Annotated in this window: 24 protein-coding genes; 14 read left to right on the forward strand and 10 right to left on the reverse strand. The window is 59.6% G+C overall.

The window, feature by feature from the left end; all coding sequences use genetic code 11:
- Window positions 1-20: 20 nt before the first annotated feature.
- Window positions 21-2,291 carry an ATP-dependent Clp protease ATP-binding subunit ClpA gene (gene clpA, locus Q668_RS02345; protein WP_022987988.1) on the reverse strand — a complete coding sequence of 757 codons (2,271 nt, stop codon included), beginning with the start codon at window positions 2,289-2,291 and terminating at the stop codon, window positions 21-23.
- Window positions 2,292-2,309: 18 nt separating this feature from the next.
- Window positions 2,310-2,669, reverse strand: coding sequence for an ATP-dependent Clp protease adapter ClpS (gene clpS, locus Q668_RS02350; RefSeq protein ID WP_022987989.1), 360 nt, complete (start codon window positions 2,667-2,669; stop codon window positions 2,310-2,312).
- Window positions 2,670-2,966: 297 nt separating this feature from the next.
- Here clpS and Q668_RS17645 point away from each other — a divergent pair, with 297 nt between their 5' ends.
- The 8 genes from Q668_RS17645 to Q668_RS17595 all read left to right on the forward strand — a co-directional run bounded on the left by Q668_RS17645 (window position 2,967) and on the right by Q668_RS17595 (window position 9,909).
- Complete coding sequence (locus Q668_RS17645) at window positions 2,967-3,278, forward strand: cold shock domain-containing protein (RefSeq protein ID WP_022987990.1); 312 nt, start codon at window positions 2,967-2,969, stop codon at window positions 3,276-3,278.
- A gap of 127 nt (window positions 3,279-3,405) precedes the next feature.
- Window positions 3,406-4,044, forward strand: coding sequence for a pseudouridine synthase (locus Q668_RS02360; RefSeq protein WP_022987991.1), 639 nt, complete (start codon window positions 3,406-3,408; stop codon window positions 4,042-4,044).
- Entirely contained in the window at window positions 4,041-4,490 is a 450-nt protein-coding gene (locus Q668_RS02365; protein ID WP_022987992.1) for an NUDIX hydrolase, read from the forward strand. Before Q668_RS02360 ends, Q668_RS02365 begins: the two co-directional genes overlap by 4 nt.
- A 51-nt stretch (window positions 4,491-4,541) precedes the next feature.
- Window positions 4,542-5,708, forward strand: coding sequence for a tRNA 2-thiouridine(34) synthase MnmA (gene mnmA, locus Q668_RS02370; protein WP_022987993.1), 1,167 nt, complete (start codon window positions 4,542-4,544; stop codon window positions 5,706-5,708).
- A complete protein-coding gene (hflD, locus tag Q668_RS02375) occupies window positions 5,705-6,325 on the forward strand; it encodes a high frequency lysogenization protein HflD (protein ID WP_022987994.1) in 621 nt (206 codons plus the stop codon). The genes mnmA and hflD overlap by 4 nt, the downstream gene beginning before the upstream one ends.
- 81 nt (window positions 6,326-6,406) lie before the next feature.
- Window positions 6,407-7,774 carry an adenylosuccinate lyase gene (gene purB / locus Q668_RS02380; RefSeq protein ID WP_022987995.1) on the forward strand — a complete coding sequence of 456 codons (1,368 nt, stop codon included), beginning with the start codon at window positions 6,407-6,409 and terminating at the stop codon, window positions 7,772-7,774.
- Between the two features lie 14 nt (window positions 7,775-7,788).
- Entirely contained in the window at window positions 7,789-8,940 is a 1,152-nt protein-coding gene (locus Q668_RS02385) for a cupin domain-containing protein (RefSeq protein WP_022987996.1), read from the forward strand.
- A gap of 3 nt (window positions 8,941-8,943) precedes the next feature.
- Window positions 8,944-9,909 (forward strand): GNAT family N-acetyltransferase, encoded by a 966-nt coding sequence (locus Q668_RS17595; RefSeq protein ID WP_022987997.1) that lies wholly within the window; start codon window positions 8,944-8,946, stop codon window positions 9,907-9,909.
- On the opposite strand, the gene Q668_RS02395 is transcribed toward Q668_RS17595, so the two are convergent.
- Window positions 9,898-10,908, reverse strand: coding sequence for a LysR family transcriptional regulator (locus tag Q668_RS02395; protein ID WP_022987998.1), 1,011 nt, complete (start codon window positions 10,906-10,908; stop codon window positions 9,898-9,900). The two genes, Q668_RS17595 and Q668_RS02395, sit on opposite strands and share 12 nt — an antisense overlap.
- A gap of 184 nt (window positions 10,909-11,092) precedes the next feature.
- Between Q668_RS02395 and Q668_RS02400 the strand changes: the two genes are divergently transcribed.
- On the forward strand, window positions 11,093-13,084 hold the full coding sequence (locus Q668_RS02400) for an ATP-binding protein (protein ID WP_022987999.1): 1,992 nt from the start codon (window positions 11,093-11,095) through the stop codon (window positions 13,082-13,084).
- Here the strand turns inward: Q668_RS02400 and Q668_RS02405 are convergent.
- Complete coding sequence (locus Q668_RS02405) at window positions 13,035-13,502, reverse strand: MarR family winged helix-turn-helix transcriptional regulator (protein WP_036218965.1); 468 nt, start codon at window positions 13,500-13,502, stop codon at window positions 13,035-13,037. The genes Q668_RS02400 and Q668_RS02405 overlap by 50 nt on opposite strands.
- Window positions 13,503-13,506: 4 nt before the next feature.
- Window positions 13,507-13,992, reverse strand: a complete 486-nt coding sequence (locus Q668_RS02410) for a glutathione peroxidase (protein ID WP_022988001.1) — start codon at window positions 13,990-13,992, stop codon at window positions 13,507-13,509.
- Window positions 13,993-14,196: 204 nt separating this feature from the next.
- Here Q668_RS02410 and Q668_RS02415 point away from each other — a divergent pair, with 204 nt between their 5' ends.
- The 3 genes from Q668_RS02415 (at window position 14,197) to htpX (ending at window position 16,872) form a co-directional block, all read left to right on the forward strand.
- A complete protein-coding gene (locus Q668_RS02415) occupies window positions 14,197-15,411 on the forward strand; it encodes a pyridoxal phosphate-dependent aminotransferase (RefSeq protein ID WP_022988002.1) in 1,215 nt (404 codons plus the stop codon).
- Window positions 15,412-15,423: 12 nt separating this feature from the next.
- Window positions 15,424-15,897, forward strand: a complete 474-nt coding sequence (locus Q668_RS02420) for a hypothetical protein (protein WP_022988003.1) — start codon at window positions 15,424-15,426, stop codon at window positions 15,895-15,897.
- Between the two features lie 93 nt (window positions 15,898-15,990).
- Window positions 15,991-16,872: a protease HtpX gene (gene htpX / locus Q668_RS02425; protein WP_022988004.1), complete on the forward strand. Its 882-nt coding sequence runs from the start codon at window positions 15,991-15,993 to the stop codon at window positions 16,870-16,872.
- A gap of 90 nt (window positions 16,873-16,962) precedes the next feature.
- Here the strand turns inward: htpX and pdxB are convergent, their stop codons facing one another.
- The 3 genes from pdxB to Q668_RS02440 are packed head-to-tail and all read right to left on the reverse strand — an operon-like array spanning window position 16,963 to window position 19,982.
- On the reverse strand, window positions 16,963-18,117 hold the full coding sequence (gene pdxB / locus Q668_RS02430; RefSeq protein ID WP_022988005.1) for a 4-phosphoerythronate dehydrogenase PdxB: 1,155 nt from the start codon (window positions 18,115-18,117) through the stop codon (window positions 16,963-16,965).
- Between the two features lie 21 nt (window positions 18,118-18,138).
- Window positions 18,139-19,422 carry a DEAD/DEAH box helicase gene (locus Q668_RS02435; protein ID WP_022988006.1) on the reverse strand — a complete coding sequence of 428 codons (1,284 nt, stop codon included), beginning with the start codon at window positions 19,420-19,422 and terminating at the stop codon, window positions 18,139-18,141.
- Window positions 19,419-19,982 carry an elongation factor P hydroxylase gene (locus tag Q668_RS02440; protein WP_022988007.1) on the reverse strand — a complete coding sequence of 188 codons (564 nt, stop codon included), beginning with the start codon at window positions 19,980-19,982 and terminating at the stop codon, window positions 19,419-19,421. Before Q668_RS02440 ends, Q668_RS02435 begins: the two co-directional genes overlap by 4 nt.
- 146 nt (window positions 19,983-20,128) lie before the next feature.
- On the opposite strand from Q668_RS02440, the gene dsbD reads away from it, so the two are divergent.
- Entirely contained in the window at window positions 20,129-22,045 is a 1,917-nt protein-coding gene (gene dsbD, locus Q668_RS02445; protein WP_022988008.1) for a protein-disulfide reductase DsbD, read from the forward strand.
- A gap of 26 nt (window positions 22,046-22,071) precedes the next feature.
- Here the strand turns inward: dsbD and tusA are convergent, their stop codons facing one another.
- Window positions 22,072-22,317 carry a sulfurtransferase TusA gene (gene tusA / locus Q668_RS02450; protein WP_022988009.1) on the reverse strand — a complete coding sequence of 82 codons (246 nt, stop codon included), beginning with the start codon at window positions 22,315-22,317 and terminating at the stop codon, window positions 22,072-22,074.
- Window positions 22,318-22,396: 79 nt separating this feature from the next.
- Between tusA and Q668_RS02455 the strand changes: the two genes are divergently transcribed.
- Window positions 22,397-22,690, forward strand: a complete 294-nt coding sequence (locus Q668_RS02455; protein ID WP_022988010.1) for an antibiotic biosynthesis monooxygenase family protein — start codon at window positions 22,397-22,399, stop codon at window positions 22,688-22,690.
- Window positions 22,691-22,694: 4 nt separating this feature from the next.
- Here Q668_RS02455 and rlmM read toward each other — a convergent pair whose 3' ends face one another.
- Entirely contained in the window at window positions 22,695-23,771 is a 1,077-nt protein-coding gene (gene rlmM / locus Q668_RS02460) for a 23S rRNA (cytidine(2498)-2'-O)-methyltransferase RlmM (protein WP_022988011.1), read from the reverse strand.
- Window positions 23,772-23,790 lie beyond the last annotated feature (19 nt).

Genomic DNA, 23,790 nt, shown 5'->3' on the forward strand with positions numbered 1-23,790 from the left:
CTCCCCCTCCTACTCGATCTTCAGAGGGCTTCTGCCGGCTCGTTCTCGTACTCGAACACCAGCTCGTCGCCTTTCAGGTGGATAAACACATCCCCACCCTTCTCTGCCAGGCTTCCGAACAGGATCTGCTCGGCCAGTGGCCGCTTGATCTTGTCCTGGATCAGACGCGCCATCGGGCGTGCGCCCATGGTCACATCGTAACCCTTCTCGGCCAGCCACACCTTGGCAGCCTCATCCACATGCAACACCACGTGTTTCTCATCCAGTTGCGCCTGCAACTCGGTGAGGAACTTGTCCACCACATGGGTAATGGTGGCCTTCTGCAGGTCAGCAAACTGGATAATGCCATCCAGGCGGTTACGGAACTCCGGCGTGAAGGTCTTGCTGATCACTTCCATGCCGTCAGTGCTATGGTCCTGCTCGCTGAAGCCGATGGAACGGCGAGCCATGCTCTCGGCACCGGCGTTGGTAGTCATCACCAGGATCACGTGGCGGAAATCCGCCTTGCGGCCGTTGTTATCGGTCAGGGTACCGTGGTCCATCACCTGCAGCAGCAGGTTGAACACCTCGGGGTGCGCCTTCTCGATTTCGTCCAGCAGCAACACGCAGTGCGGATGCTTGTTGACCGCCTCGGTCAGCAGGCCGCCCTGGTCGTAACCGACATAGCCCGGAGGCGCGCCGATCAACCGCGATACGGTATGTCGCTCCATGTATTCGGACATATCGAAGCGAACCAGTTCGATGCCCAGAACCTTGGCCAGCTGCTTGGTCACTTCCGTCTTACCAACACCGGTCGGCCCGGCAAACAGGAAGGCACCTTCCGGCTTCTCAGGTGCTTTCAGGCCGGCGCGGGCCAGCTTGATGGCGGTGGCCAGGGATTCGATGGCCGGATCCTGCCCGAACACCACCATTTTCAGGTCCCGCTCCAGGTTACGCAGCAGGTCTTTGTCGCTGGTGGAAACGTTCTTCGGCGGAATGCGCGCAATATTCGCCACCACGTCTTCGATATCCGAAACTTCGATGGTCTTCTTGCGCTTGTCTTCCGGCTGCAGCCGCTGCCGGGCCCCGGCTTCGTCGATCACGTCAATGGCCTTGTCCGGCAGGTGGCGGTCGGTGATGTACCGGTCCGCCAGCTCTGCAGCCACCCGCAGGGCCTGGTCGGTGTAGGTCAGGTCGTGGTGTTTCTCGAAATTCGGCTTCAGGCCTTTGAGAATCTGGTAGGTATCTTCAACACTCGGCTCGTTCACATCGATTTTCTGGAAGCGACGGGCCAGGGCGCTGTCTTTCTCGAAGATTCCCCGGAATTCCTGGAACGTTGTCGAACCGATGCAGCGCAGTTCGCCGGAACTGAGCATCGGCTTGAGCAGGTTCGAGGCATCCATCACACCGCCGGATGCCGAGCCGGCACCGATGATAGTGTGAATCTCGTCGATAAACAGGATGGCATGATCCTGTTTTTTCAGGTCGCTCAGCAGGCCTTTCAGGCGCTTTTCGAAATCACCGCGGTACTTAGTACCGGCCAGCAACGCGCCCATATCGAGGGAATACACCACCGCATCGGAGATGATATCCGGCACCTGGCCGTCAACAATGCGCTTGGCCAGGCCCTCGGCGATGGCGGTTTTACCGACACCGGCCTCGCCCACCAGCAAGGGGTTGTTCTTGCGACGGCGCACCAGGATCTGTACCACCCGCTCCACTTCGTGCTCGCGGCCGATCAACGGGTCGATCCGGCCCTGCCGCGCCTGTTCGTTCAGGTTGGTTGCGTAGCTGTCCAGCGGGCTGGACTGGCTGCCTTCTTCTCCGGCTTCTTCGTGGGCAGAATGATCCATCCCGTCCTGGTCTTCTGCACCCTGTACCCGGGAAATGCCGTGGGAGACAAAGTTGACCACATCGATCCGGGCAATGTTCTGCTTCTTCAGCACGTACACCGCCTGGCTTTCCTGTTCACTGAAGATCGCCACCAGAACGTTGGCACCGGTGACTTCTTTCTTGCCGGAAGACTGCACATGGAATACCGCCCGCTGCAGCACACGCTGGAAGCCCAGTGTCGGCTGGGTTTCGCGTTCGCTGTCGGTGCTCGGTATCAGAGGTGTGGTTGAATCCACGAATTCGACCAGCTCTTCCTCGAGCCGCTGGAGGTCTGCACCACAGGCTTTGAGAACGCCCACCGCCGATTCGTTGTCGAGAAGGGCCAACAACAAATGCTCCACGGTCATAAACTCATGACGCTTGTCCCGGGCATTTTTGAAGGCCGTATTCAGCGTAATTTCAAGATCTTTGCTCAGCATGGGCCACCCCGCCGTCTATCAGTCAGCACGTTCAATCTCACAAAGGAGCGGATGCTCACATTCCGAAGAATACTGATTCACCTGTGCCGCCTTTGTTTCTGCGATGTCACGGGTATATACCCCACATACGGCTTTTCCCTGCGTATGGACGAGCAGCATCACCTGCGTCGCCTTTTCCTCATTCATTCCGAAGAACTTCATCAATACTTCCACCACGAAGTCCATGGGTGTGTAATCGTCGTTCAGGAGCACCACCCTGAATCGGGCCGGGCGCTTCAGGGCAGGCTTTTCAGGCGCAACACTGACCCCCTCATGGCGCCCTGGCTGTTCGTCCTCCCCCTGATTGAATACTAGTAGAGAATTCTTAATTGTCCGCATGGTTCTGTTTACCGGTTATTCGGTTTCCTGACTAAATGTGGTTGCCCGACTGCGGCTTTTCAAGCCGGAAGCGGAGCAAGCGTGCGTTATTTATCAATACGGACATGATACAGCTTCCAGACCTGCTTCAACCACTCATTCACCCCGTCAGAACTCTTGACTCAGACGCCGGATTGGCAGAGAGTTAACCTGCATTGTAAAACAATGTAAATAAACGCAAGACTTATGTAACCAGAAGCAACACTCGCACAACGCTCAATCCAATAATAAGACAGACAGGGAACAAGGGAGTTCATCATGCCAAGAGGCAAAGTCAAATGGTTCAACAACGCCAAGGGATACGGCTTTATTATCGAAGACGGCTGCAGTGACGATCTGTTCGCCCATTTTTCTTCGGTACAGATGGAGGGTTATAAAACCCTGAAGGCGGGCCAGTCGGTCACCTTCGACAAAAAGCCGGTCGAAAAAGGCGTTCACGCCATCAACATCGTACCCGATGAAGCGCCAGCAAAGCGGGAACCGGGCCAGGAGTCCGGGCAAGGCGGCGAGTCCCCGGATAGCGGGCTGTCAGGCCACTCGGGGTATCCTCCGAGAGCTGTGAACGGCTGAGACAGGCGCGGCGATTATTTCCCCGATTCCTGCCGGGTAGCCGGCAGGCCGTGTTTTTTTGTGCTTTTTCCGGAATTCCGAATCCTTTAGGCTTGCCATTCCTTCGCATTACCAACAGGAACCGTGCATGGCCGAGCTGATTCTGTTCAACAAACCTTTCCAGGTGCTGAGCCAGTTCACCGATGACCGCGCCGGACAACCCCGCGCAACCCTTGCCCAATGGATTAAAAAGCCCGGTTTCTACCCCGCCGGCCGGCTGGACTATGACTCCGAAGGCCTGTTGCTGCTGACCAACCACGGCGCGCTGCAGCACCGGATTGCCTCCCCCACCAACAAAATGCCGAAAACCTACTGGGTCCAGATTGAAGGGGAGATCTCCGACGATGCAATCGCACAACTGTGCAGCGGTGTCGAACTGAAAGACGGCCTGACCCGCCCCGCCAGCGCCAGGCGGATGGCAGAACCGGATGTCTGGGCCCGGGTACCTCCGGTGCGTTACCGTGAATCCATCCCCACCAGCTGGCTGGAACTCACCATTACCGAAGGCCGTAACCGGCAGGTGCGGCGCATGACAGCCGCCGTGGGCTACCCTACCCTGAGACTGATCCGCTACCGGATAGGGGACTGGACACTGGACGGCCTGAAACCCGGCCATTTCCGCCTTGAAACCATTCACTTGCCAGACACTCCGCCGGCCGGCAAACAAAACCCGCGCAGGGCCAGGCCCGGGCGCCGCACTACCAACAGGAGGCCAAGCCGAAAATGACCTGGAAACCCCATGCCACCGTGGCCGTTGTGGCCGAAGACGAACAGGGCCGCTTTCTACTGGTTGAAGAGGAAAGCCACGGCAAGGTCGTTTTCAACCAGCCTGCCGGGCATATCGAGGAAGGTGAAGCCATTCTGGATGCAGTCCGGCGCGAAGCACTGGAAGAAACCGGCTGGCAGGTTGAGCCGGAGTCCTTCCTTGGCGTTTACACCTACAAGGCCCCGGCCAACGGCGTTACCTACTACCGTTTCTGTTACGCCGCCAAAGCCATCAGGCAAATCACCACCGAGCTGGATACCGGCATTATCGCCCCGCACTGGCTTACCCTGGACGAAATCCGCAACCTGGGCACCCGGCTGCGCAGCCCGCTGGTGCTGCAGTGCATCGAGGATTACCGAAACGGCCGGCGATTCCCCCTTGAAGTGGTGGTCGACGGACAGACGTAACCGCCACAAGATGGTAAAATCGCCCCTTTTCAGCGGTAACCCGGAAAACCAATGACCCAGACTGCAGAACCCAAGACTCCCCAGAACACCCGCGTGATCGTCGGCATGTCCGGCGGCGTGGACTCCTCCGTAGCTGCCTGGTTGCTGAAAGACCAGGGCTACCAGGTGGAAGGCCTGTTCATGAAGAACTGGGATGAAGACGACGGCACCGAGTACTGCACTGCCATGACAGACCTGGCCGATGCCCAGGCGGTGGCCGACGCCATCGGTATCAAGCTGCACACCGCCAGCTTTGCCGCCGAATACTGGGACCGGGTGTTCGAGCACTTCCTGTCCGAATACAGCGCAGGGCGCACCCCGAACCCGGACATCCTGTGCAACAAGGAAGTAAAATTCCGCGCTTTCCTGGATTACGCCGTCACCCTGGGCGCCGACTACATTGCCACCGGCCACTACACCCGCCAGCGCCCCCTCAACGATGGCACTGGCAAGGCCCAGTTGCTGAAAGGCCTGGACCCGAACAAGGATCAGAGCTACTTCCTGCACGCCGTCTCCGGCGACCGCATCGCCCGCACCCTGTTCCCGGTGGGCGAGCTGGAAAAGCCGGAAGTGCGCCGCATTGCCGAAGCCCAGGGCTTTGTAACCCACGACAAGAAAGATTCCACCGGTATCTGCTTCATCGGCGAGCGCAAGTTCACCGACTTCCTGAAGCAATACCTGCCGGCCCAGCCCGGCAATATTGAAACACCGGACGGCAAGGTGATCGGCAAGCACCAGGGCCTGATGTACCACACCATTGGCCAGCGCCAGGGCCTGGGCATTGGCGGCCTGGCCGAGTTTGGCGATGAACCCTGGTACGTGGCAGAAAAAGACCTGTCCCGCAACGTGCTGATCGCCGTTCAGGGCAAGAACCACCCGCTACTGTTTTCCCGGGGCCTGGTCTCCGGCGCCATCGACTGGGTCGCAGGCGAACCGCCGGCGCAGCAGTTCCGGTGCAAGGCCAAAACCCGTTACCGCCAGCCGGATCAGGACTGCGAAGTCACGATCATCGATGGAGGCGTGAAGGTGGTCTTTGACGATGCCCAGCGTGCGGTGACCCCTGGGCAGTCTGTAGTGTTCTACCAGGGCGAAGTCTGTCTCGGCGGCGGCGTGATTGAAGAAACCTGGCGCGATGGCGAACCCCTGCCCGCCCGCCTGGCTGCGGAAGCCGACGCATGAGCCGTTCCCTGCACGACCAGACCCTGGCCCTGGCGGGTATCTTTCAGGCAGCCGCGCTGGTGCGGGAAATTGCCCATACCGGCTACTGCAACGAAGCGGCCATGGAAACCTGCATCCGCTCGCTGTTTGCCACAGATCCTGAGACCACGCTGGATGTTTACGGTGGCGAGTTGTCCGACATCCGCGATGGCCTGCAGGTGCTGTCGACCGTATTCGCCCAGCAAGCCCGCCCGCAGGACGCAGAGGTCCTGCGCTATGTGCTGAACCTGATTCACCTGGAATCCAAGCTCAAGCGCAAGGGCGATGTGATGGATGTGCTCGGCAACCGCATTGAGCAGGCCCGCCACACCGCCAGCCATTTCGGTTACACCCACAGCAACCTGCTGAGCAACCTGGCATCCGTATACAGCGACACCATCAGTACCCTGGGCCCGCGCATCCAGGTCAGCGGTAACCCCAACATGCTGCAGCGGGAAGACAACCAGCACAAAGTCCGTGCCCTGCTGCTGGCCGGCATCCGTTCGGCTGTACTCTGGCGCCAGAGTGGCGGCCACCGCTGGCAACTGATCTTCAAGCGCAAGAAAGTGATCCTGCACGCCAGGGAGCTGCTGCGCTGATTCGCAGCGCCCTCTGGTGTATCATTAACGCCTTCGCATTTTTCCGATCCGATTTTTCTTTGATGAACTGAGAGGTTTTCGATGGAACTCACCGCCCTGACCGCTATTTCCCCGGTCGATGGCCGCTACGGCAGTAAAGTCAGCGTATTTCGCAGCATCTTCAGTGAATACGGCCTGATCCGTAACCGGGTAACCGTCGAAATCCGCTGGCTGCAACAATTGGCCGCACACCCGGCCATTACCGAAGTGCCGGCGTTCTCTGCCGAAGCCAATGCCTTCCTGGACAAGCTGGTCAGCGAATTCAGCCTGGCCGATGCCGAGCGCATCAAGGAAATCGAACGCACCACCAACCACGATGTGAAAGCAGTCGAATACCTGATCAAAGAAAAGATCGCCGATGTGCCCGAGCTGCACGCAGTGACCGAATTCGTGCACTTCGCCTGCACCTCCGAGGACATCAACAACCTGTCCCACGCCCTGATGCTGCGTGAAGGCCTGGATCACGGCCTGCTGCCAGGCATGGACAAGGTCATCGACAAGCTGGCTGAGCTGGCGAAAGAGCATGCCGAACAGCCCATGTTGTCCCGTACCCATGGCCAGACGGCCTCTCCCACCACCGTCGGCAAGGAACTGGCCAACGTGGTGTATCGCCTGCGCCGCCAGATGATGCAGATTCGCGAAGTGGAAATCATGGGCAAGATCAATGGCGCCGTCGGTAACTACAACGCGCACCTGTCTGCCTATCCCGAGGTGGACTGGGCCGCCAACGCCGAAGAATTCGTGGAGAGCCTCGGCCTGGACTGGAACCCGTACACCACCCAGATCGAGCCCCACGACTACATTGCCGAGCTGTATGATGCCATTGCCCGCTTCAACACCATCCTGATCGACCTCGACCGGGACATCTGGGGCTACATCTCACTGGGTTACTTCAAGCAGAAGACGGTGGCCGGCGAAATCGGCTCCTCTACCATGCCCCACAAGGTGAACCCCATCGACTTCGAAAACTCCGAAGGCAACCTGGGCATCGCCAACGCCATCTTCGGCCACCTCTCTGCCAAGCTGCCGATTTCGCGCTGGCAGCGTGATCTGACCGACTCTACCGTACTACGCAATCTGGGCGTTGGCTTTGCTCACAGCCTGATTGCCTACGAAGCGACCCTCAAAGGTCTGGGCAAGCTGGAAATCAACCCGGCCCGTCTGAACGAAGACCTGAACAACGCCTGGGAAGTACTGGCGGAGCCGATCCAGACTGTGATGCGCCGTTACAACATCGAGAAACCCTACGAAAAGCTCAAGGACTTGACCCGCGGCAAAACCATGAGCGCGGAAGTCATCAAGAATTTCGTGGAGACCCTGGAAATTCCGGAAGAAGCCAAGGCCGAACTGCGCACCCTGACTCCGGACACCTACATCGGTAATGCCGTCGAACAGGCCGGCAACATTTAAACGGGAGCAACACCATGGACATGCTTGGCGGATTGACAGCTTCTGAATTTCTGCGGGATTACTGGCAGAAAAAGCCCCTGGTGATCCGTCAGGCATTTCCCGGTTTCCAGTGCCCGGTCAGCCCGGACGAACTGGCCGGCCTGGCTTGTGAAGAAGCGGTGGAATCCCGCATCGTCATCGAGAACGATGCAGGCAAACCCTGGCAACTGCACAACGGCCCGTTCAACCCGGATCGCTTCAGCGACCTGCCGGAACAGGACTGGACCCTGCTGGTTCAGGGCCTGGACCACTGGGTACCGGAAATTGCCGACTTGCTCGACAACTTCCGTTTCGTCCCCAACTGGCGCCTGGATGACATCATGGCCAGCTACGCCCCGAAAGGTGGCAGCGTCGGCCCTCACTACGACATGTACGACGTCTTCCTGCTGCAGGCCCAGGGCCATCGCCGCTGGACCTTTGGCGGCCACTGCGACCATACATCGCCACGGGTAGAAGGCACGCCCCTGCGTATCCTGAGCAGCTGGGATGGCGAAGAAACCGTCACCCTGGCACCGGGCGATATGCTTTACCTGCCCCCGGGTATCGGCCACCACGGTGTGGCGGAAGACGACTGCATCACCCTGTCGGTTGGTTTTCGTGCGCCCACCATCGACGACATCCTGACCAGCTTTACCGATTTCCTGAGTCAGAAAGAAAAGGCCGCCGAACACCTGGACGACCCGGACCTGCAGGTTCAGGACAACCCGGGCACCATCGGTGCGGAGGTTATCGACCGGCTGGATACGGTAATCCGCGAACAGCTGGGCGACCGCCGCAACCTGGCCCTGTGGTTCGGCCAGTTCACCACCGCTCCCAAGAGCATGGACATCGTGGTGCCGGCAGAGGAACCCGCTGAAGCAGAAGACCTGGCGGAAGCCATCCGCGCCGGCGAGCAGCTGCGCTGGAACGAAGGCTCCCGCTTTGCCTACCATGAACTGGCTGGTGAAACCGCCCTGTTTGTGGATGGTGAGCAATACCTGCTGAAAGGCGATGCCCAGCCACTGGCGCCCTTGCTGTGTGCCGGAGCCCGCATTGATATGTCGGCCCTGGCCGAATTTGCCGGTGACGAGGCCCTGCTGGGCCTGCTGACCAACCTGTATAACCAGGGTTCGTTGTACTTCGAGTAAGCCATGACTCCGAGATTTCGCAAATACAACTGGCAACTGGCCCCGGCCTCTATCCGCGACGTCCGCCAGCGGGTGTTTATTGATGAGCAGAAGGTGCCGCCGGAGCTTGAGTGGGATGACACTGACGAGATTGCCGACCATTACCTGGCAGTCGATCAGGGCAATACCCCCATGGCCACGGCACGGCTGTTTTCCACCATGGAAGAAACCGGTTTTATCGGGCGAATGGCTGTGCTTCCGGAATACCGTGGCCAAGGTGTGGGCGAGGCGCTGCTGCGGCACCTGATTGCGGAATCTGCCGGGCGCTTCCAGGAACTTCGGCTATCAGCCCAGAACCACGCCACCGGATTCTACGAGCGCTTCGGCTTCCACATCTGCTCCGAGCCCTACGATGACGCCGGCATCCCGCACCTGGATATGCGTTGCCTGGCGCCTTCCCTGGCCCACCAGGCGCTCGCTGACCGCACCCAACCGCTGATTCTCGGGGCCGACACCGAAAGCTGGCTGTTTCACGACGAAGCCACCATGCTCGGCCTGATGGATTCGCTGGTGGGCCAGGCCGGCCAGCGCCTGTGGCTGTATGACAACCTGCTGGACCACGACCTGTACGACCGTTACCGGCTGCGGGAACTGATTTCTGCCGTGGCCCGGCGGCACCGCCTGAGCGAAGTCCGACTGCTGATCCACGACGACAAACCCCTGGTGAAACGCCGACACCAGCTGGTTGAGCTGATGCGTCGTCTGAGCAGCCGCATGGAGCTGAGGCTGGTAAACACCGATTACCCGATGGAAGACCAGCCGTTCATGCTGGTTGACCGTGAAGGGGTTCTGTACCGCCACCACTTCAACAAACCCGACGGCTTTGCCGGCTTCGCCGCATCAGGCCGGGTAAAACTGATGGAAGAATCCTTCCAGCGCATGTGGGACGCCGCCCGCCCCTCCATGGAACTGCGGGAACTACCGCTCTGAGTGTTGCCCGTAGATTGCCTGGGGCGATTCGAAACGGGCACCGAACGGCGCAAACTCCTCATCCACCTCCTCGGCCACTTCAATAATCAGCCGGCGCAACCACTGATGGTCACTGTTGTGCTGCAGCAAGGGACTCCAGGCCATTTTCAGTTCGAACGGCGGGATTTCGAACGGCGGCACCTTCACCACCAGGTTCGGATTATCTTTCTGCAGCCAGGCCGCCCGTGACGGCAGCGTTGCAATCAGGTCGTGCTGCTCGGCCAGCAACATGGCCACCTGGTAATGGCGAGTAAACACGGAAATCTGGCGTTTACGCCCCATCCGCCCCAGAGCTTCGTCTACCCACCCCAAACGCTGGACATCTTTCGGGTTTACCCCGACACCCACACCAAAACCGGTTTTGCTGACCCAGATATGGCTGGCTTCCAGGTAGGTGTCCAGGGTGAACGGCTGCCTGAGGATCGGATTGTGGGAATTCATCAGGCAGGCAAAGTATTCGGTCCAGAGGGTTTTCTGGTGAAACGACTGGGGAATCTTGTCGAAGCGGTTGATAGCCATGTCGAGCCGGCCCTGCTCCACGTCCAGGAAGCTGACATCACTGGGGGTCAGGACATCCAGGGTCACATGGGGCGCTTCCTGGCGAATCCGCCGCAATACCCTCGGCATCAGGCAGGATTCTGCGTAGTCACTGGCCATGATCCGGAACACGCGCTGGCTGTCGTGGGCGGCAAACGGCGTCTTTTCCTGCACCGCCTGTTCGATGTTCGACAAGATCCCCCGCACCAGGGGCTGCAGCTCCCGGGCCCGTTCAGTCGCGGTCATGCCTTCGCTGGTACGAACCAGCAAGGGATCGCCGAACAAGTCCCGCAAGCGGCGCAAGCCGTTACTCATGGCCGGCTGGGTAATACCCAGATGGTTGGCGGCCTTGGTCACATTGCGCTCCCGCAGCAACACATCCAGGTATACGAGCAGGTTGAGGTCTACGCGGGAAATATCCATGGGCGACTCCATCAGGGGTTCACGGCCAGACAACCGGCCGACTATTCACCGCTTCAATATACAGGAATCACATAATTCATTAAATGAATGGCCGATGCGGTTACGCAGGTTAACGGACTGATCCGGAGAATTCTGCTACGCTCTGGCGCAAAACACCGCGCTTATCCAGGGATCCACCACCACCGTGTTCAAAAGTTTCAGGCAACGGCTCTCCTACCGCCTTACCCGGGACACCGTTCTGGTTGCCATGGCCGTAGGCCTGGTGCTGAACCTGATCCAGATTACCCTGGATTATTTCGACGCCCGCGATTCCATGGAGCGGGAAGTCAAAGCCCTGATTGAAACCAGCCACAGCCCCGCGTCCCAGATTGCCTACAACATAGACATGCGGCTGGCAGATGAACTCCTCGATGGCCTGCTGCAGCACCCTGCAGCAATCGATGCCCGGCTGATCGATAACGAAGGCCAGACCATGTCGGCCTCCAGCGAAAGCAGCCCGGAATCCCGTTACCGCTGGGCCAGCGACCTGCTGTTCGGCGCGGACCGGGTGTTCCGGGAAGACCTTCGGGTACCCCAGCTGGCAGACCTGCCCCTTGGCCAGCTGGTGGTGACCATCGATACCTATCACTACGGCATACGGTTCCTTGAGCGCGCCACTTACACCCTGGTTATCGGGCTACTGAAAAGCCTGGCGTTATCCGGGGTGTTGCTGGCCATTTTCTATTTTGTGCTCACCCGCCCCATGCTGAACGTGATCAATGCCCTGAGCCAGTTAAAACCCAGTTCGCCGGAGAAAGTGCGCCTGCCGGTTCCGGAAAACCACCGGGAAGACGAGATCGGCACCATGGTGGGCATTATCAACGAACACCTGGAAAACATGGACAACAGCGTTTCGCAACTGCGAACGGCTGAAGCTACCATGAAGAACTATTCCAGCCAGCTGGAACAGGAAGTTGCGGACCGGACCCGGGAAATTTCCGAGAAAAACGACGCCCTTCAGCGGGGTAACCGGGCCCTGGTCAAGGCAAAGGAGGATGCGGTACGGCGCGCCCGCACGAGGGCCAACTTCCTGGCCAGCATGAGCCATGAAATCCGAACGCCCCTGAACGGCGTGCTGGGGATGCTGGGGCTGGCGCTGGAAAGCGAAAAAGACCAGGGCCAGCGCAATCGCCTGGAAATTGCCCTGAATGCCGGGGAAAACCTGCTTGGCCTGCTCAACGACATCCTGGACATTTCCAAGGTGGAGGCCGGAAAGCTAAGCCTGGAGACCATACCGTTCAGCATGCGCGAGCTGATCGACGAATGCACCACGCTGCACCGCCAACAGGCCGAAGGCAAACAGATCCAGCTGATCAGCGAAACCGATCCGGACTTACCCGACTGCTTTCTGGGTGATCCGACCCGCACCCGGCAGGTCATCAATAACCTTCTGAGCAATGCCATCAAATTCACCGACAACGGTAGCGTGAAAGTGCGCACCAGCTGGACCGGGGGCAGCCTGCGTATCGAAGTGATAGACACCGGCATCGGCATGTCTGACGAAGGCCTTGACCGAATTTTCTCGCCATTTTCTCAGGCGGATACCGGCACAACCCGGCTCTATGGCGGAACCGGTCTGGGCCTGGCCCTGTGCAGGCAGCTCGTGGAACACATGAAGGGCCGGATCCTGGTCGATTCGCGCATAGACGCTGGCACCCATTTCACCGTCATCCTGCCCCTGGCAGTGGCGAAGACCGAACCCCGGATGCCAGCCTCCGAACCAGCAGACGAATCTTCAAAGGTGTCACCCCTGAAGATTCTGCTGGTGGAAGATAACCGGGTAAACCAACTGGTTGCCAGCGGGCTGCTGAGAAAACTCGGGCACCGGGTTGACATGGCCGAGAACGGCGAGCGGGCGCTGGCTGCACTGCAGCGCCAGCAATATGACATCATCCTGATGGATTGCCAGATGCCCGTCATGGACGGCTTCGAGGCAACCCGGACCATTCGCCAGAACCCCGAGTGGGCCGAACTTCCGGTTATTGCCGTTACCGCCAACGTGTTACAGGGCGACCGGGAACATTGCCTGGCCTGCGGCATGAACGATTACATCACCAAACCCTATAAACGGGACGAGCTCAGGGCGGTTATTGAGCGCTGGGCTCCGCCTGCTCAAGAACCGCCAGCAGTCCCCTGAGTTGCTGGCGCAGCGCCACCAACTGAGCGGGCTCCACGTCAAGCCCGCACAACAACTGTTCCGGTATGCCCGCGGCCCGGGCCTTCAGTTCGCGGCCAGCATCGGTCAGGGCTATGCGCACCACCCGCTCGTCATCCCCCCGGCGGGTACGCAACAGCAATTTGCGTTCTTCGAGCCGCTTGAGCAAGGGTGTCAGGGTTCCGGAATCCAGCCGCAACCGCTGCCCCAGGTCAGACACCCTTGGCCCGGTTCCACCGTCATCCAGCTCCCACAGCACCAGCATCACCAGGTACTGCGGATAGGTGAGCCCGAGCCCGGCCAGTAAAGGACGGTACCGGGCCGTCACAGCCCGGTTGGCCGCATAGAGCGCAAAACAAATCTGGTTATCGAGTGCCAGCATCGGGCTCTGGTCCGTCATGGATTCAGAGCAGCTTCTCAATGTCAGCGCGGATATCCTCCGGCTTGGCGGTGGGCGCATAGCGCCGGACTACAGCACCATCACGGTTTACCAGAAACTTGGTAAAGTTCCATTTGACCTTCTCCGACCCCATCACACCCCGGGCTTCTTTTTTCAGGAACCGGAACAGCGGATGGGTGCCCTCGCCGTTCACCTCAATCTTGGCAAACATCGGGAAGCTCACGCCGTAGTTCAGCGAGCAGAACTGGCTGATAGCGTTATCGTCACCCGGGTCCTGGCTCAAAAACTGGTTGCAGGGAAATCCCAGCACCTCAAAGCCCTTTTCTCCCAGATCCTTGTGCAAGGCTTGCAGCCCCTCGAACTGGGGCGTGAAGCCGCACTTGGATGCGGTATTCACGATCAGCAAAACTTTGCCCCGATAATCCGCCAGGGACGTTTCGTTGCCCTTGATGTCCGTGGCACTGAAATCGTAAACGGTTGCTTCCGACATAAATCACCTGTCCTGTTGTGAGTCGAATGAATTTGAATTGTGCACAATTTAATTGCTTAAAACCAGAGCTGCTATGTGATCAACACATAATTCGCCACAATTGGTCACAATTGCCCCTGTTACCCCGGTACATCCCTCCGCTAGAATAGTAAGCTTCCGTTATCCGGAAACTTTTCCCGTTTTTCGTTAAGGACGCATCACGCCATGCAGAACTATTTCAAATCCGCCAAACTTGACAACGTATGTTATGAAATTCGTGGCGTGGTTCTGCGTGAGGCGCGTCGGCTCGAGGAAGAAGGCCACCGGGTACTCAAGCTCAATATCGGCAACCCGGCCGCCTTCGAACTGGATGTGCCCGAAGAGATCCAGCAGGATGTGATCTACAACATGCACCAGGCCCAGGGCTATGTGGAGTCCAAGGGCCTGTTCTCTGCCCGCAAGGCGGTCATGCATTACAGCCAGCAGCGCGGCATTCCTCGGGTGGACATTGATGATATCTACCTGGGTAACGGCGTCAGTGAACTGATCGTGATGTCCATGCAGGCCATGCTCAATACCGGCGACGAAGTGCTGATACCGGCCCCCGACTATCCGCTGTGGACCGCAGCCGTCACCCTGTCCAGCGGCAAGCCGGTACACTACCGTTGCGACGAGCAGCAGAACTGGTTCCCGGATATCGACGACATCAAGAAGAAGATCACCCGTCGCACCAAGGCCATTGTTCTGATCAACCCGAACAACCCCACAGGCGCGGTGTATTCCGATGAGCTGCTGCACCAGGTGATCGAACTGGCCCGCAAGCACAACCTGATCATCCTGGCTGACGAAATCTACGACAAGATTCTGTACGACGGCACCGTGCACACGTCCATCGCCTCCCTGGCCGAAGACGTGCTGTTCTTTACCTACAACGGCCTGTCGAAAAACTACCGGGCAGCCGGCTACCGTTCCGGCTGGATGATCATCAGCGGCGCCAAGCACCGGGCACGGGACCTGATCGAAGGCATCGAGATGCTGTCGAACATGCGCTTGTGCGCCAACGTGCCGGCCCAGCTGGCCATCCAGACCGCCCTGGGCGGCTACCAGTCCATCAACGACCTGGTGGCACCCGGCGGCCGGCTCTATGAACAGCGCGAAACCACCTGGCGCATGCTCAACGACATTCCGGGCGTCAGCTGTGTGAAGCCCCAGGGCGCCCTGTACATGTTCCCGAAGCTGGACCCGAAGCACTTCCCCATCGCCAACGATGAAAAACTGGTGCTGGACTTGCTGCTGCAGGAAAAAATCCTGCTGGTACAGGGTTCCGCCTTCAACATCGACGACAAGCAACACCTCCGGGTGGTGTTCCTGCCCCGCCAGGACACCATGGCAGATGCCATGGGACGGCTGGCCAACTTCCTGGAACACTACCGCCAATAATCGGGATCTATCATGGCCGACATTCATGTCGAGGAATTTTACAAGGACGTAGCCATCGCCCTGGCGCAGTTGTACGCTGCCTTCCCCAGGCGCACCAACCTGTTTGTGGAAGACATTGCCGGCCCGGATGAGCCGGACGAATTCGGGCTGCACAGCAAACGCCACATGGCTTGCTTCGGCGCCCTGCTGTGGCTGCAGGAAGAAGGTTTGCTGCGATATGTCGACACCATCCGCCAGGAAGCCCTGGACCAGGCGGTGCTGACCCGGGAAACCTTCGTTCGCCTCAGCGCACCAGCACCACAATCACTGGCCCGGAAGCTGAAGGCCCTGCCCGAGGAAGCGAACCTTCCGGCCTCAGTCCAGCAGGACCTTTCTACCTATATCCACCTGCTTCGGGCCGCCCTGAAAAACGGCAGTTCCACCCGTATCAGCCTGGCCGTGCAGGCCGCTTTCTTTACGGATTTCAGTGCCGAAGGGCTGCATTAAATCGCGGTAAGGATCTTGAAGCAGTGAACCCGGGCCACATATAACGGTCAGACAGCCAACACGATTCAGCGTACGTCACTACAGGAAAACTCTATGCGCATTCTGTTGTTTCTGGCCACTAACCTGGCCGTTATTCTGGTGGCAAGCTTTACCCTGCGCCTGCTCGGGGTCGACAGTTACCTGGCCGGGCAAGGCATTGATTACGGCTCCCTGCTGGCCTTTGCTGCCGTCTTCGGCTTTGCCGGTGCGATCATTTCCCTGCTGATCTCCAAACCCATGGCCAAGTGGAGCACCAAGGCGCAGGTGATTGAGTCGCCCCGCACCCCTGCCGAGCGCTGGCTGGTGGATACCGTCGCGGAACTGGCGAAGAATGCCGGCATCGGCATGCCGGAAGTCGCGATTTTCCCGGCGTCCCAGTCCAACGCCTTTGCCACCGGCTGGAACAAGAACGACTCGCTGGTCGCCGTTAGCGAAGGCCTTCTGCACCGTTTCAACAAGGATGAAATCCGGGCGGTGCTGGGCCATGAGATCGGCCACGTGGCCAATGGCGACATGGTGACCCTGACCCTGATTCAAGGCGTGGTGAACACCTTCGTGATTTTCGCATCCCGGGTGATCGGCTCGTTTGTCGACCGGGTGATTTTCAAGAACGAAAACGGCCACGGGCTTGGTTTCTTTGTGGTCAGCATCGTTGCGGAAATCGTCCTGGGTATCCTGGCCAGCACTATTGTGTTCTGGTTCTCCCGTCGCCGGGAATTCCGGGCTGATATCGCCGGCGCCCAGTTGGCAGGGCGCGGCGCCATGATCAATGCCCTGGCCCGCCTGAAACAGGAAAGCGAGGTGCCGGACCAGATGCCGGATACCCTGCAGGCCTTCGGTATCAACCGCGGAGCCCGCTCCGGCCTGGCGGCCATGTTCATGACCCACCCGCCGCTGGAAGACCGGATTGCCTCGCTGCAGAACGCCAAGCTGTAAGCGGATCAGCCAGGCCATAACGAAGAAGGGGCGCACTATGCGCCCCTTCTGCTTTTCGCCAACCAGGCAAGAACCAGGCAAGCATCCTGGTCAGATTTTCAGCTTGAAACCGATGGCCTTGAAACTGTCCTGCAGGGACTTGCTACTGCCCTTGAGCTGAACCTTCAGGCTGGAGCATTCCCGCCGTACCGGGTAGTCCCGGCGCAGCTGGTCAAAAGCCATGCCCCGCTCTTCCGGGGCTCCTGTCATCGCCAATCGCAGGCGGGCGTCGTCCTGGCGGGGGTCATAACAAGCCCGGAGCGCAATGCGGATCGCCGCATCCTCGGCGGCATTGCTGGTAAACGAGACCTTGCTCATGGCCGGTTCCGGCAAAAACTGGCCGGCCTTCTTGCGCACCGGCAACCCCAGAAACTGACTCAGAGCCTGGTAGATCATCTCTGTGCCCTGAACCTTGCCTTCCAGGCTATAACCGGCAATATGGGGCGTCGCCAGCCAGGTCAGCGCCACCAGTTCGGGATCGATACGGGGCTCGCCTTCCCAGACATCCAGCGCTGCCAGTGGTGCATCAGCCTGTTCGAGGCGATGTTTCAGGGCCTGGTTATCGATGACTTCGCCACGGCCAGAATTGATCAGCAGCTGGTCGGACCGAAGTGCCGCAAGCTCCGCTGAGGAAATCATATGGTGGGTAGCATGGGCACCGGTTCGGGTCAGCGGCGTGTGCAGGGTCACGACATCGCACTCCAGCGCTTCCGCCAGGCTCACAAAGGCTTCGTCTGACTCCGGCTCGGCGTCCTGCCTCGGCGGATCACACAACCGAACCTCGAAACCGAGCCGGTCAAGAACCCGGGCGAGGGTTCCGCCAACATTGCCAACGCCGACAATCCCGACACTCAGAGAGCTCCAGTCATCACGCCCCTGGCGCTCGGCAAACAGCGAAAGCACCGACAACACGTATTCCGCCACGCTGCTGGCATTACAGCCGGGGGCAGCCGCGAAGGCAATGCCCTGCTGTTCCAGCCAGTCCAGGTCCACGTGATCGGTGCCGATGGTGGTGGTACCGACAAACTTTACCCGGGTGCCTTCCAGTAACCCGGGCCCGACCGGGGTTACCGACCGCACCAGCAGGATGTCGGCATCTTCCACCTGGTCCCGGGTCAGGGTTCTTCCGGTAACCCGGCGAATCTCCCCGATATCCCCGAAAAAGGCATCGAGTAACGGAATATTCTCATCTGCAACGATCAACATAACCTGTCTCCGGGTTCCCGATCAGTTGCGGCGCGGGCGCGGACCACCACGGCCACCGGAACCACGGTTGCCCTGAGGCCGGCGACCTCCGCGCTTGCGGGTGATCGGCGGATTTTCCATGGCAGCCATCAGGCCCTCGTCCGGCACCGCGGTCTTCAGCTTCTGGCTGATGTATTTCTCGATCTCCGGCAGCGCAAACGCATCTTCTTCGCCGGCGAAGCTCACCGAAACACCGGTACTGCCTGCCCGGCCGGTACGGCCGATCCGGTGCACGTAGTCCTCGGCGTTCTCCGGGAGGTTATAGTTGAACACGTGGGTGACACCGTTCACGTGAATACCCCGGCCCGCCACATCGGTTGCCACCAGCACCTGGATCTGTCCTTTCTTGAACTGGTCCAGGGTTTTCAGGCGCTTGTTCTGGGCAATTTCTCCGGACATCAGGGAAACTTTAACGCCCTGGTTACGGAGGTCTTCTTCCAGGTCACGGCACTGGTCACGGCGGTTGGCGAAGACAATAGCCTTGTCCACTTCCGGACGCTTCAGGTAATTCACCAGTACTGGCAGTTTGTCGTCGTCAGACACCAGGTAGACCGTTTGCTCAACCCGCTCGGCGGTTTTCTGTTCCGGCTCGATTTCCACAAACTCGGCGTTACGGGTCCACATGGAAGCCAGGTTCAGTACGTCCTGGTTGAAGGTGGCGCTGAACAGCAGGGTCTGGCGCTCATCCTTGGGCGTGCATTTGCGGATAATGCGTTTTACGTCCGGGATAAAGCCCATGTCGAGCATCCGGTCTGCTTCGTCCAGGATCAGGATGTCGAGCTGGTCCAGGAACACATCCTGGGAGCCCAGAAAGTCGATCAGCCGGCCCGGGGTAGCCACCAGGATGTCCACGATTTCGTTCTGCAGCTGTTCCCGCTGCTTGTCGTAGTTCATACCGCCTACCACGGTCACCACGTTATGGCCGGTGTACTGGCACAGCTGCTCGGCGTCCTTGGCAATCTGCATGGCCAGTTCACGGGTCGGCGCCAGGGCCAGGACCCTCGGTTCCGAGGCAAAGCGGTCTTTCTCGTCGATCGGGGTTTCCAGCAGGGTCTGGATGGCGGTAATCAGGAAGGCCGCGGTTTTGCCGGTGCCGGTCTGGGCCTGGCCGATCAGGTCTTCACAGGCCAGGGTCCAGGGCAGGGTTTCCGCCTGGATAGGCGTGCAGTATTCGAAGCCGATTTTGGTAATGGCATCCAGCAGGCGTTGATCCAGGTTGAGGTCACCGAAGCGTAGGTCGCCCGTATGTTTGATTTCAGATGTCATAGAGTGTCTGCTGTCCTTGATTTAAGGTATTCATTCCCCGCGGGCGCTATGCGAACCTTGTCGTGGTTCCAGTCGTGGCCGATGCGGGTTGAAGTGTTGTAGAACTGCTTGAGTGTGTCAAAAAACCGCTGGGCCCGTTCCGGCAGGCCATGCTCGAGGTAATCCGCAGCCTGTTTGCAAACGTTGCGCCGGAAGGCCTGTTCGTCGGCCGCGCCGTCGCCTGCCAGGTTATCCACACTGATATGGAACCGCGAACCGGCCGCCAGCGAAAACAGCCACTCGATGGCCTGGGGCCGGATTTCAACGTTCTCGAAGGCCTGCTGCTGCTCCGGGGTACGCCCGTCCGGACAATACCAGTAACCATAGTCGTGCAGTGTGCGGCGGTGCTCACCGGCAATACACCAGTGGGCAATTTCGTGCAGGGCGCTGGCAAAATATCCGTGGGCAAAGACCACCCGGGCAAACCCGTCGGGCTCGCTGGCAGGAATGTATTCCGGTTCGTCGCTGCCCCTGACCAGTAGCGTCCGGCAGCTTTCCCGGAACAGGTCATTGAACAGCATGATAAGATCGTCTGGATTGTGGTTCATCGGTTGGCTATTGTGCGACTTTACTGCGGCCAATACCAGAGGGAACTTTAGCGGGGCCCCCGTGTCCACCCCCGGCAGAACGACTTCATGCATTTACGACACAGGATTATCACTAATTCATGACAACGCTCTCTGATCCCGGTATCCGCCGCCACGCCCTGTTGCTGCCTGCACTGCTCCTGCTCGCCATGCTGGGCCTGTTGGCGTCCTCGCCCGCGCAGGCTTTCGGCAACTCCGGAAACTCCCTGTTCGGCGGCGGAAACGGTGACTTCCTGCCCGTGGATGAAGCCCTGCCCTTCAACTTCTCCACTGATCAGGACGCTGTTGTGCTGTCCTGGGATATCACCCCCGGACACTACCTGTACAAGTCCCGCATCAGGATTAACCCCGTCACCGAGGGTGTCACCCTCGGAGAACCCGATTTTTCCCTGCCGGGCACCCTGACCGAAGACGACTTCTTCGGTGAAATGGAAGTCTTCTTTGATCCTGTAGACGCCCGGGTGCCGGTAAACCTGCCGGATGGTATCCGCGAAGCAGAACTCCAGGTGACCTACCAAGGCTGTGCGGAAGCCGGTCTTTGCTACCCGCCACAGACCCGGGATGTGCTGTATTATCCGGGCGGCGACGGCAGTGAATCCGCCGCTGTCGCAACCAGCAACAGCAGCGGCAGCGCTTCCGGCACAAATTCCGGCCCGGGCTCTGTTCCGGGGGCAGACACTTCCAGCGCCAGCGGCCTGGCCAGCTTCCTTTCCAGCCAGACCATCTGGATGATTGCCGGCCTGTTTTTCCTGCTGGGGCTGGGCCTGACCTTCACTCCCTGCGTGCTGCCCATGGTGCCGATCATTTCCAGCATGGTTTCGGGCCATAACACCCGCTCCACCGGCCAGGCGTTGCTGCTGTCCGGCAGTTATGTGCTGGGCATGGCCATTACCTATGCCTCCGCCGGGGTGATCACCGGTTTGCTGGGCGCCAGCTTCAACCTGCAGGCGCACCTGCAATCGCCCTGGGTGCTCGGGGTCTTTGCGGCGATGTTTGTTGTCTTTGCGCTGTCGATGTTCGACATGTTTGAAATCCAGCTGCCGCGCTTTATCCGGGAGCCCCTGAACGATGCCAGCCAGAAGATGACCGGCGGTCGGGTACTGAGCCTGTTCGGTATCGGCGCGCTGTCGGCCCTGATCGTCTCGCCCTGCGTGTCGGCGCCCCTTGCTGGCAGCCTGCTCTATATTTCCACCACCCAGGATGCGGTCATCGGCGGCGTTGCCCTGTTGTCCCTGGGCCTGGGTATGGGCGTGCCACTGATCCTGGTAGCCGTGGGCGGGCGCAAGCTGCTGCCTACCTCGGGCCACTGGATGACTACCGTCAAACACTTCTATGGTGTGATGCTGCTGGCCGTGGCCATCTGGCTGGTCGAGCGGCTGATTCCGGCCTGGGCCGGGCTGACGCTATGGGGTCTGCTGATTGCCATCACCGGTGTGCAACTGGGCGCCTTCGATGCCGCCAGGGCCGGTTGGGAGCGCACCCGCAAAGGCTTCGGCCTGGTGTTTTTTGCCTACGGCCTGGCCTTGCTGGCCGGCGCGGCCGGCGGAGCCAGTGATCCCCTGCGCCCGCTGGATCCCTTTGTAGCCACCGCCGGTACCGTGTCAGCGGCTGGCGCTGCCGAAGCACACGCGCCTTTCGAGCGGGTAGAAGACCCGGAGCAGATCCGCGCCATGCTGGCCGATGCCCGCAGCGCCGGGCAGCCCGTAATGCTCGACTTCTACGCCGACTGGTGTATTTCCTGCAAAGTGATGGAACGCAATGTGTTCAGCAAGCCGGATGTGATCCAGGCTCTACAGCCCTATACCCTGTTGCAGATTGATATGACAGACAACACCCGGGCCCAGCAGGCCCTTCTGGACGAACTGGGCCTGTTCGGCCCGCCGGCCATCCTGTTTTACCGCAACAATGGCGAGGAGCTGGGCCAGGCCCGGATTCTGGGAGAAATGGACAGGGAGCAGTTCATGGATCATCTGGGCAAGGTCGCCCGGGAAAGCTGAGCTGACTTGTGCTGACCTGTCCGGCGTTAGCCTTCGCTGCGCCGGATCAGGTATACGTATTCCCCATCCTGCTCGTGTTCACCTATCAGCTCATGGCCAAGGAACTGGCAGAAACGCGGAATATCGCGGGTCGTCGACGGGTCTGTGGCCAGTACCCGCAGCACCTGCCCGGGCTCCACATCGTTAATGCGGTTGTGCAGCATCATCACCGGTTCCGGGCAAAACAGCCCCCGGGCATCAAGTTCCGCGTCAAAATCTGAACCTGCCAACATTGCCTCCAGAAGTTCTCGTGTTTTTTCAGAATTCAGTGCTAAATTATTGTTTATAGAATCGAAAATAAAGGAGATTTTAATGATCCGGGTTCTGATTGAACGCCATATTGCCGAAACACTCGAATCTGCCTACGAAGAGCGGTCCCGACTGGTGCTGCAAAAGGCGGTGGGCGCGCCAGGGTTTATTTCCGGCGAAACCCTGGTCGACAGCCACGACCCCAACCATCGCATCACCCTGGCCAACTGGCGCTCCGAAGCCGACTGGCAACGCTGGTTCCACTCGGAAACCCGCAAGAACCTGATGGCCGAACTGATACCGATGATGGACCAGGATGAGGCCATCACCGTGCTCGAGCAAAGCCCCATGCCTTGAGGGGCTAGTCGAGCCGCTCGATAAAACAGGTGATCTCTTCCCGATCATGGTAAAGGTGGCGGGCCTTCAGCTGACAATGCAGGCCCGCATCCTCCAGGCCCTGAACCAGGATTTCCCGGCACACCAGCCATTCCTCGTAACGTTTTTTCATCGGCAGCTTGAGATTGAACACCGTGTAGCGGCACAGCTTCTCACCCATCCAGTCCACCGCCATCCGCGCCGTCCGGCGGGGTTTATCGACAATATCGCACACCATCCAGTCCACGGCCCGCTTCGGCCGCCAGGCGTAGCCATCGGCCTCCACATGTTCCACATGGCCACTGGCCATCAGCTCCGGGTTCATGGGGCCATTGTCCACCGCCGTTACCATCATGCCCTGGCGCACCAGCTGCCAGGTCCAGCCGCCGGGAGCGGCGCCAAGGTCAACCGCCTTTTTGCCGCCGCCAAGATAATCCAGCCAGCGCTCTTTTGGCAGAAACACCTTCCAGGCTTCTTCCAGCTTGAGCGCCGACCTGCTGGGGGCTGACGCCGGCAAACGCAACCTGGGTACGCCACCGACAAAGAGTGACCGGTTGCCGGCCAGGCTGTAACCCACCACAGCCGTGCTGAAATCCGTCAGCAGAATTTCCAGCCTTACCGGTGCCTCCGCCTCCTGATCGTCCTTTAACAGGCCGGCACCGCGCAGACCTTTTGACAGGGGCGCCACCCATTTGCGGGCGAAGTTGCCAAGGTCCCGGTCGTCATTGATTTCCGACAGCCGTACCTCCAGGCGTGCACAGCGGTCGCCCTGCCACTCCTGATCATTCAGGAACGCCAGGATCGCCCCTACCCGATCGCTGGCCGGCAATTCGCAATCGCCCAGCAGCGCAAACCAGTCCCGGGTGAAGACCAGGCTATCCAGGGCCACGCGGCGCATCAGCTCTTCGGCCGGCTCGTTGCCACCAATGGTGAAGCGGAGTAACCCGGTGTTCTTGCCGGGCTGGAAATAACCAAAAATACCGGCCGCCGCAGCCTGGTCGGTCAGTTCCTGACCTGCCTCGGTCTCGAACCCTGGCCGGCATATCAGCATGATCTGTTGCATATAAAGTGTTTCCCGGGGG

Source organism: Marinobacter sp. ES-1 (assembly GCF_000475255.1).
GTDB lineage: Bacteria > Pseudomonadota > Gammaproteobacteria > Pseudomonadales > Oleiphilaceae > Marinobacter > Marinobacter vinifirmus.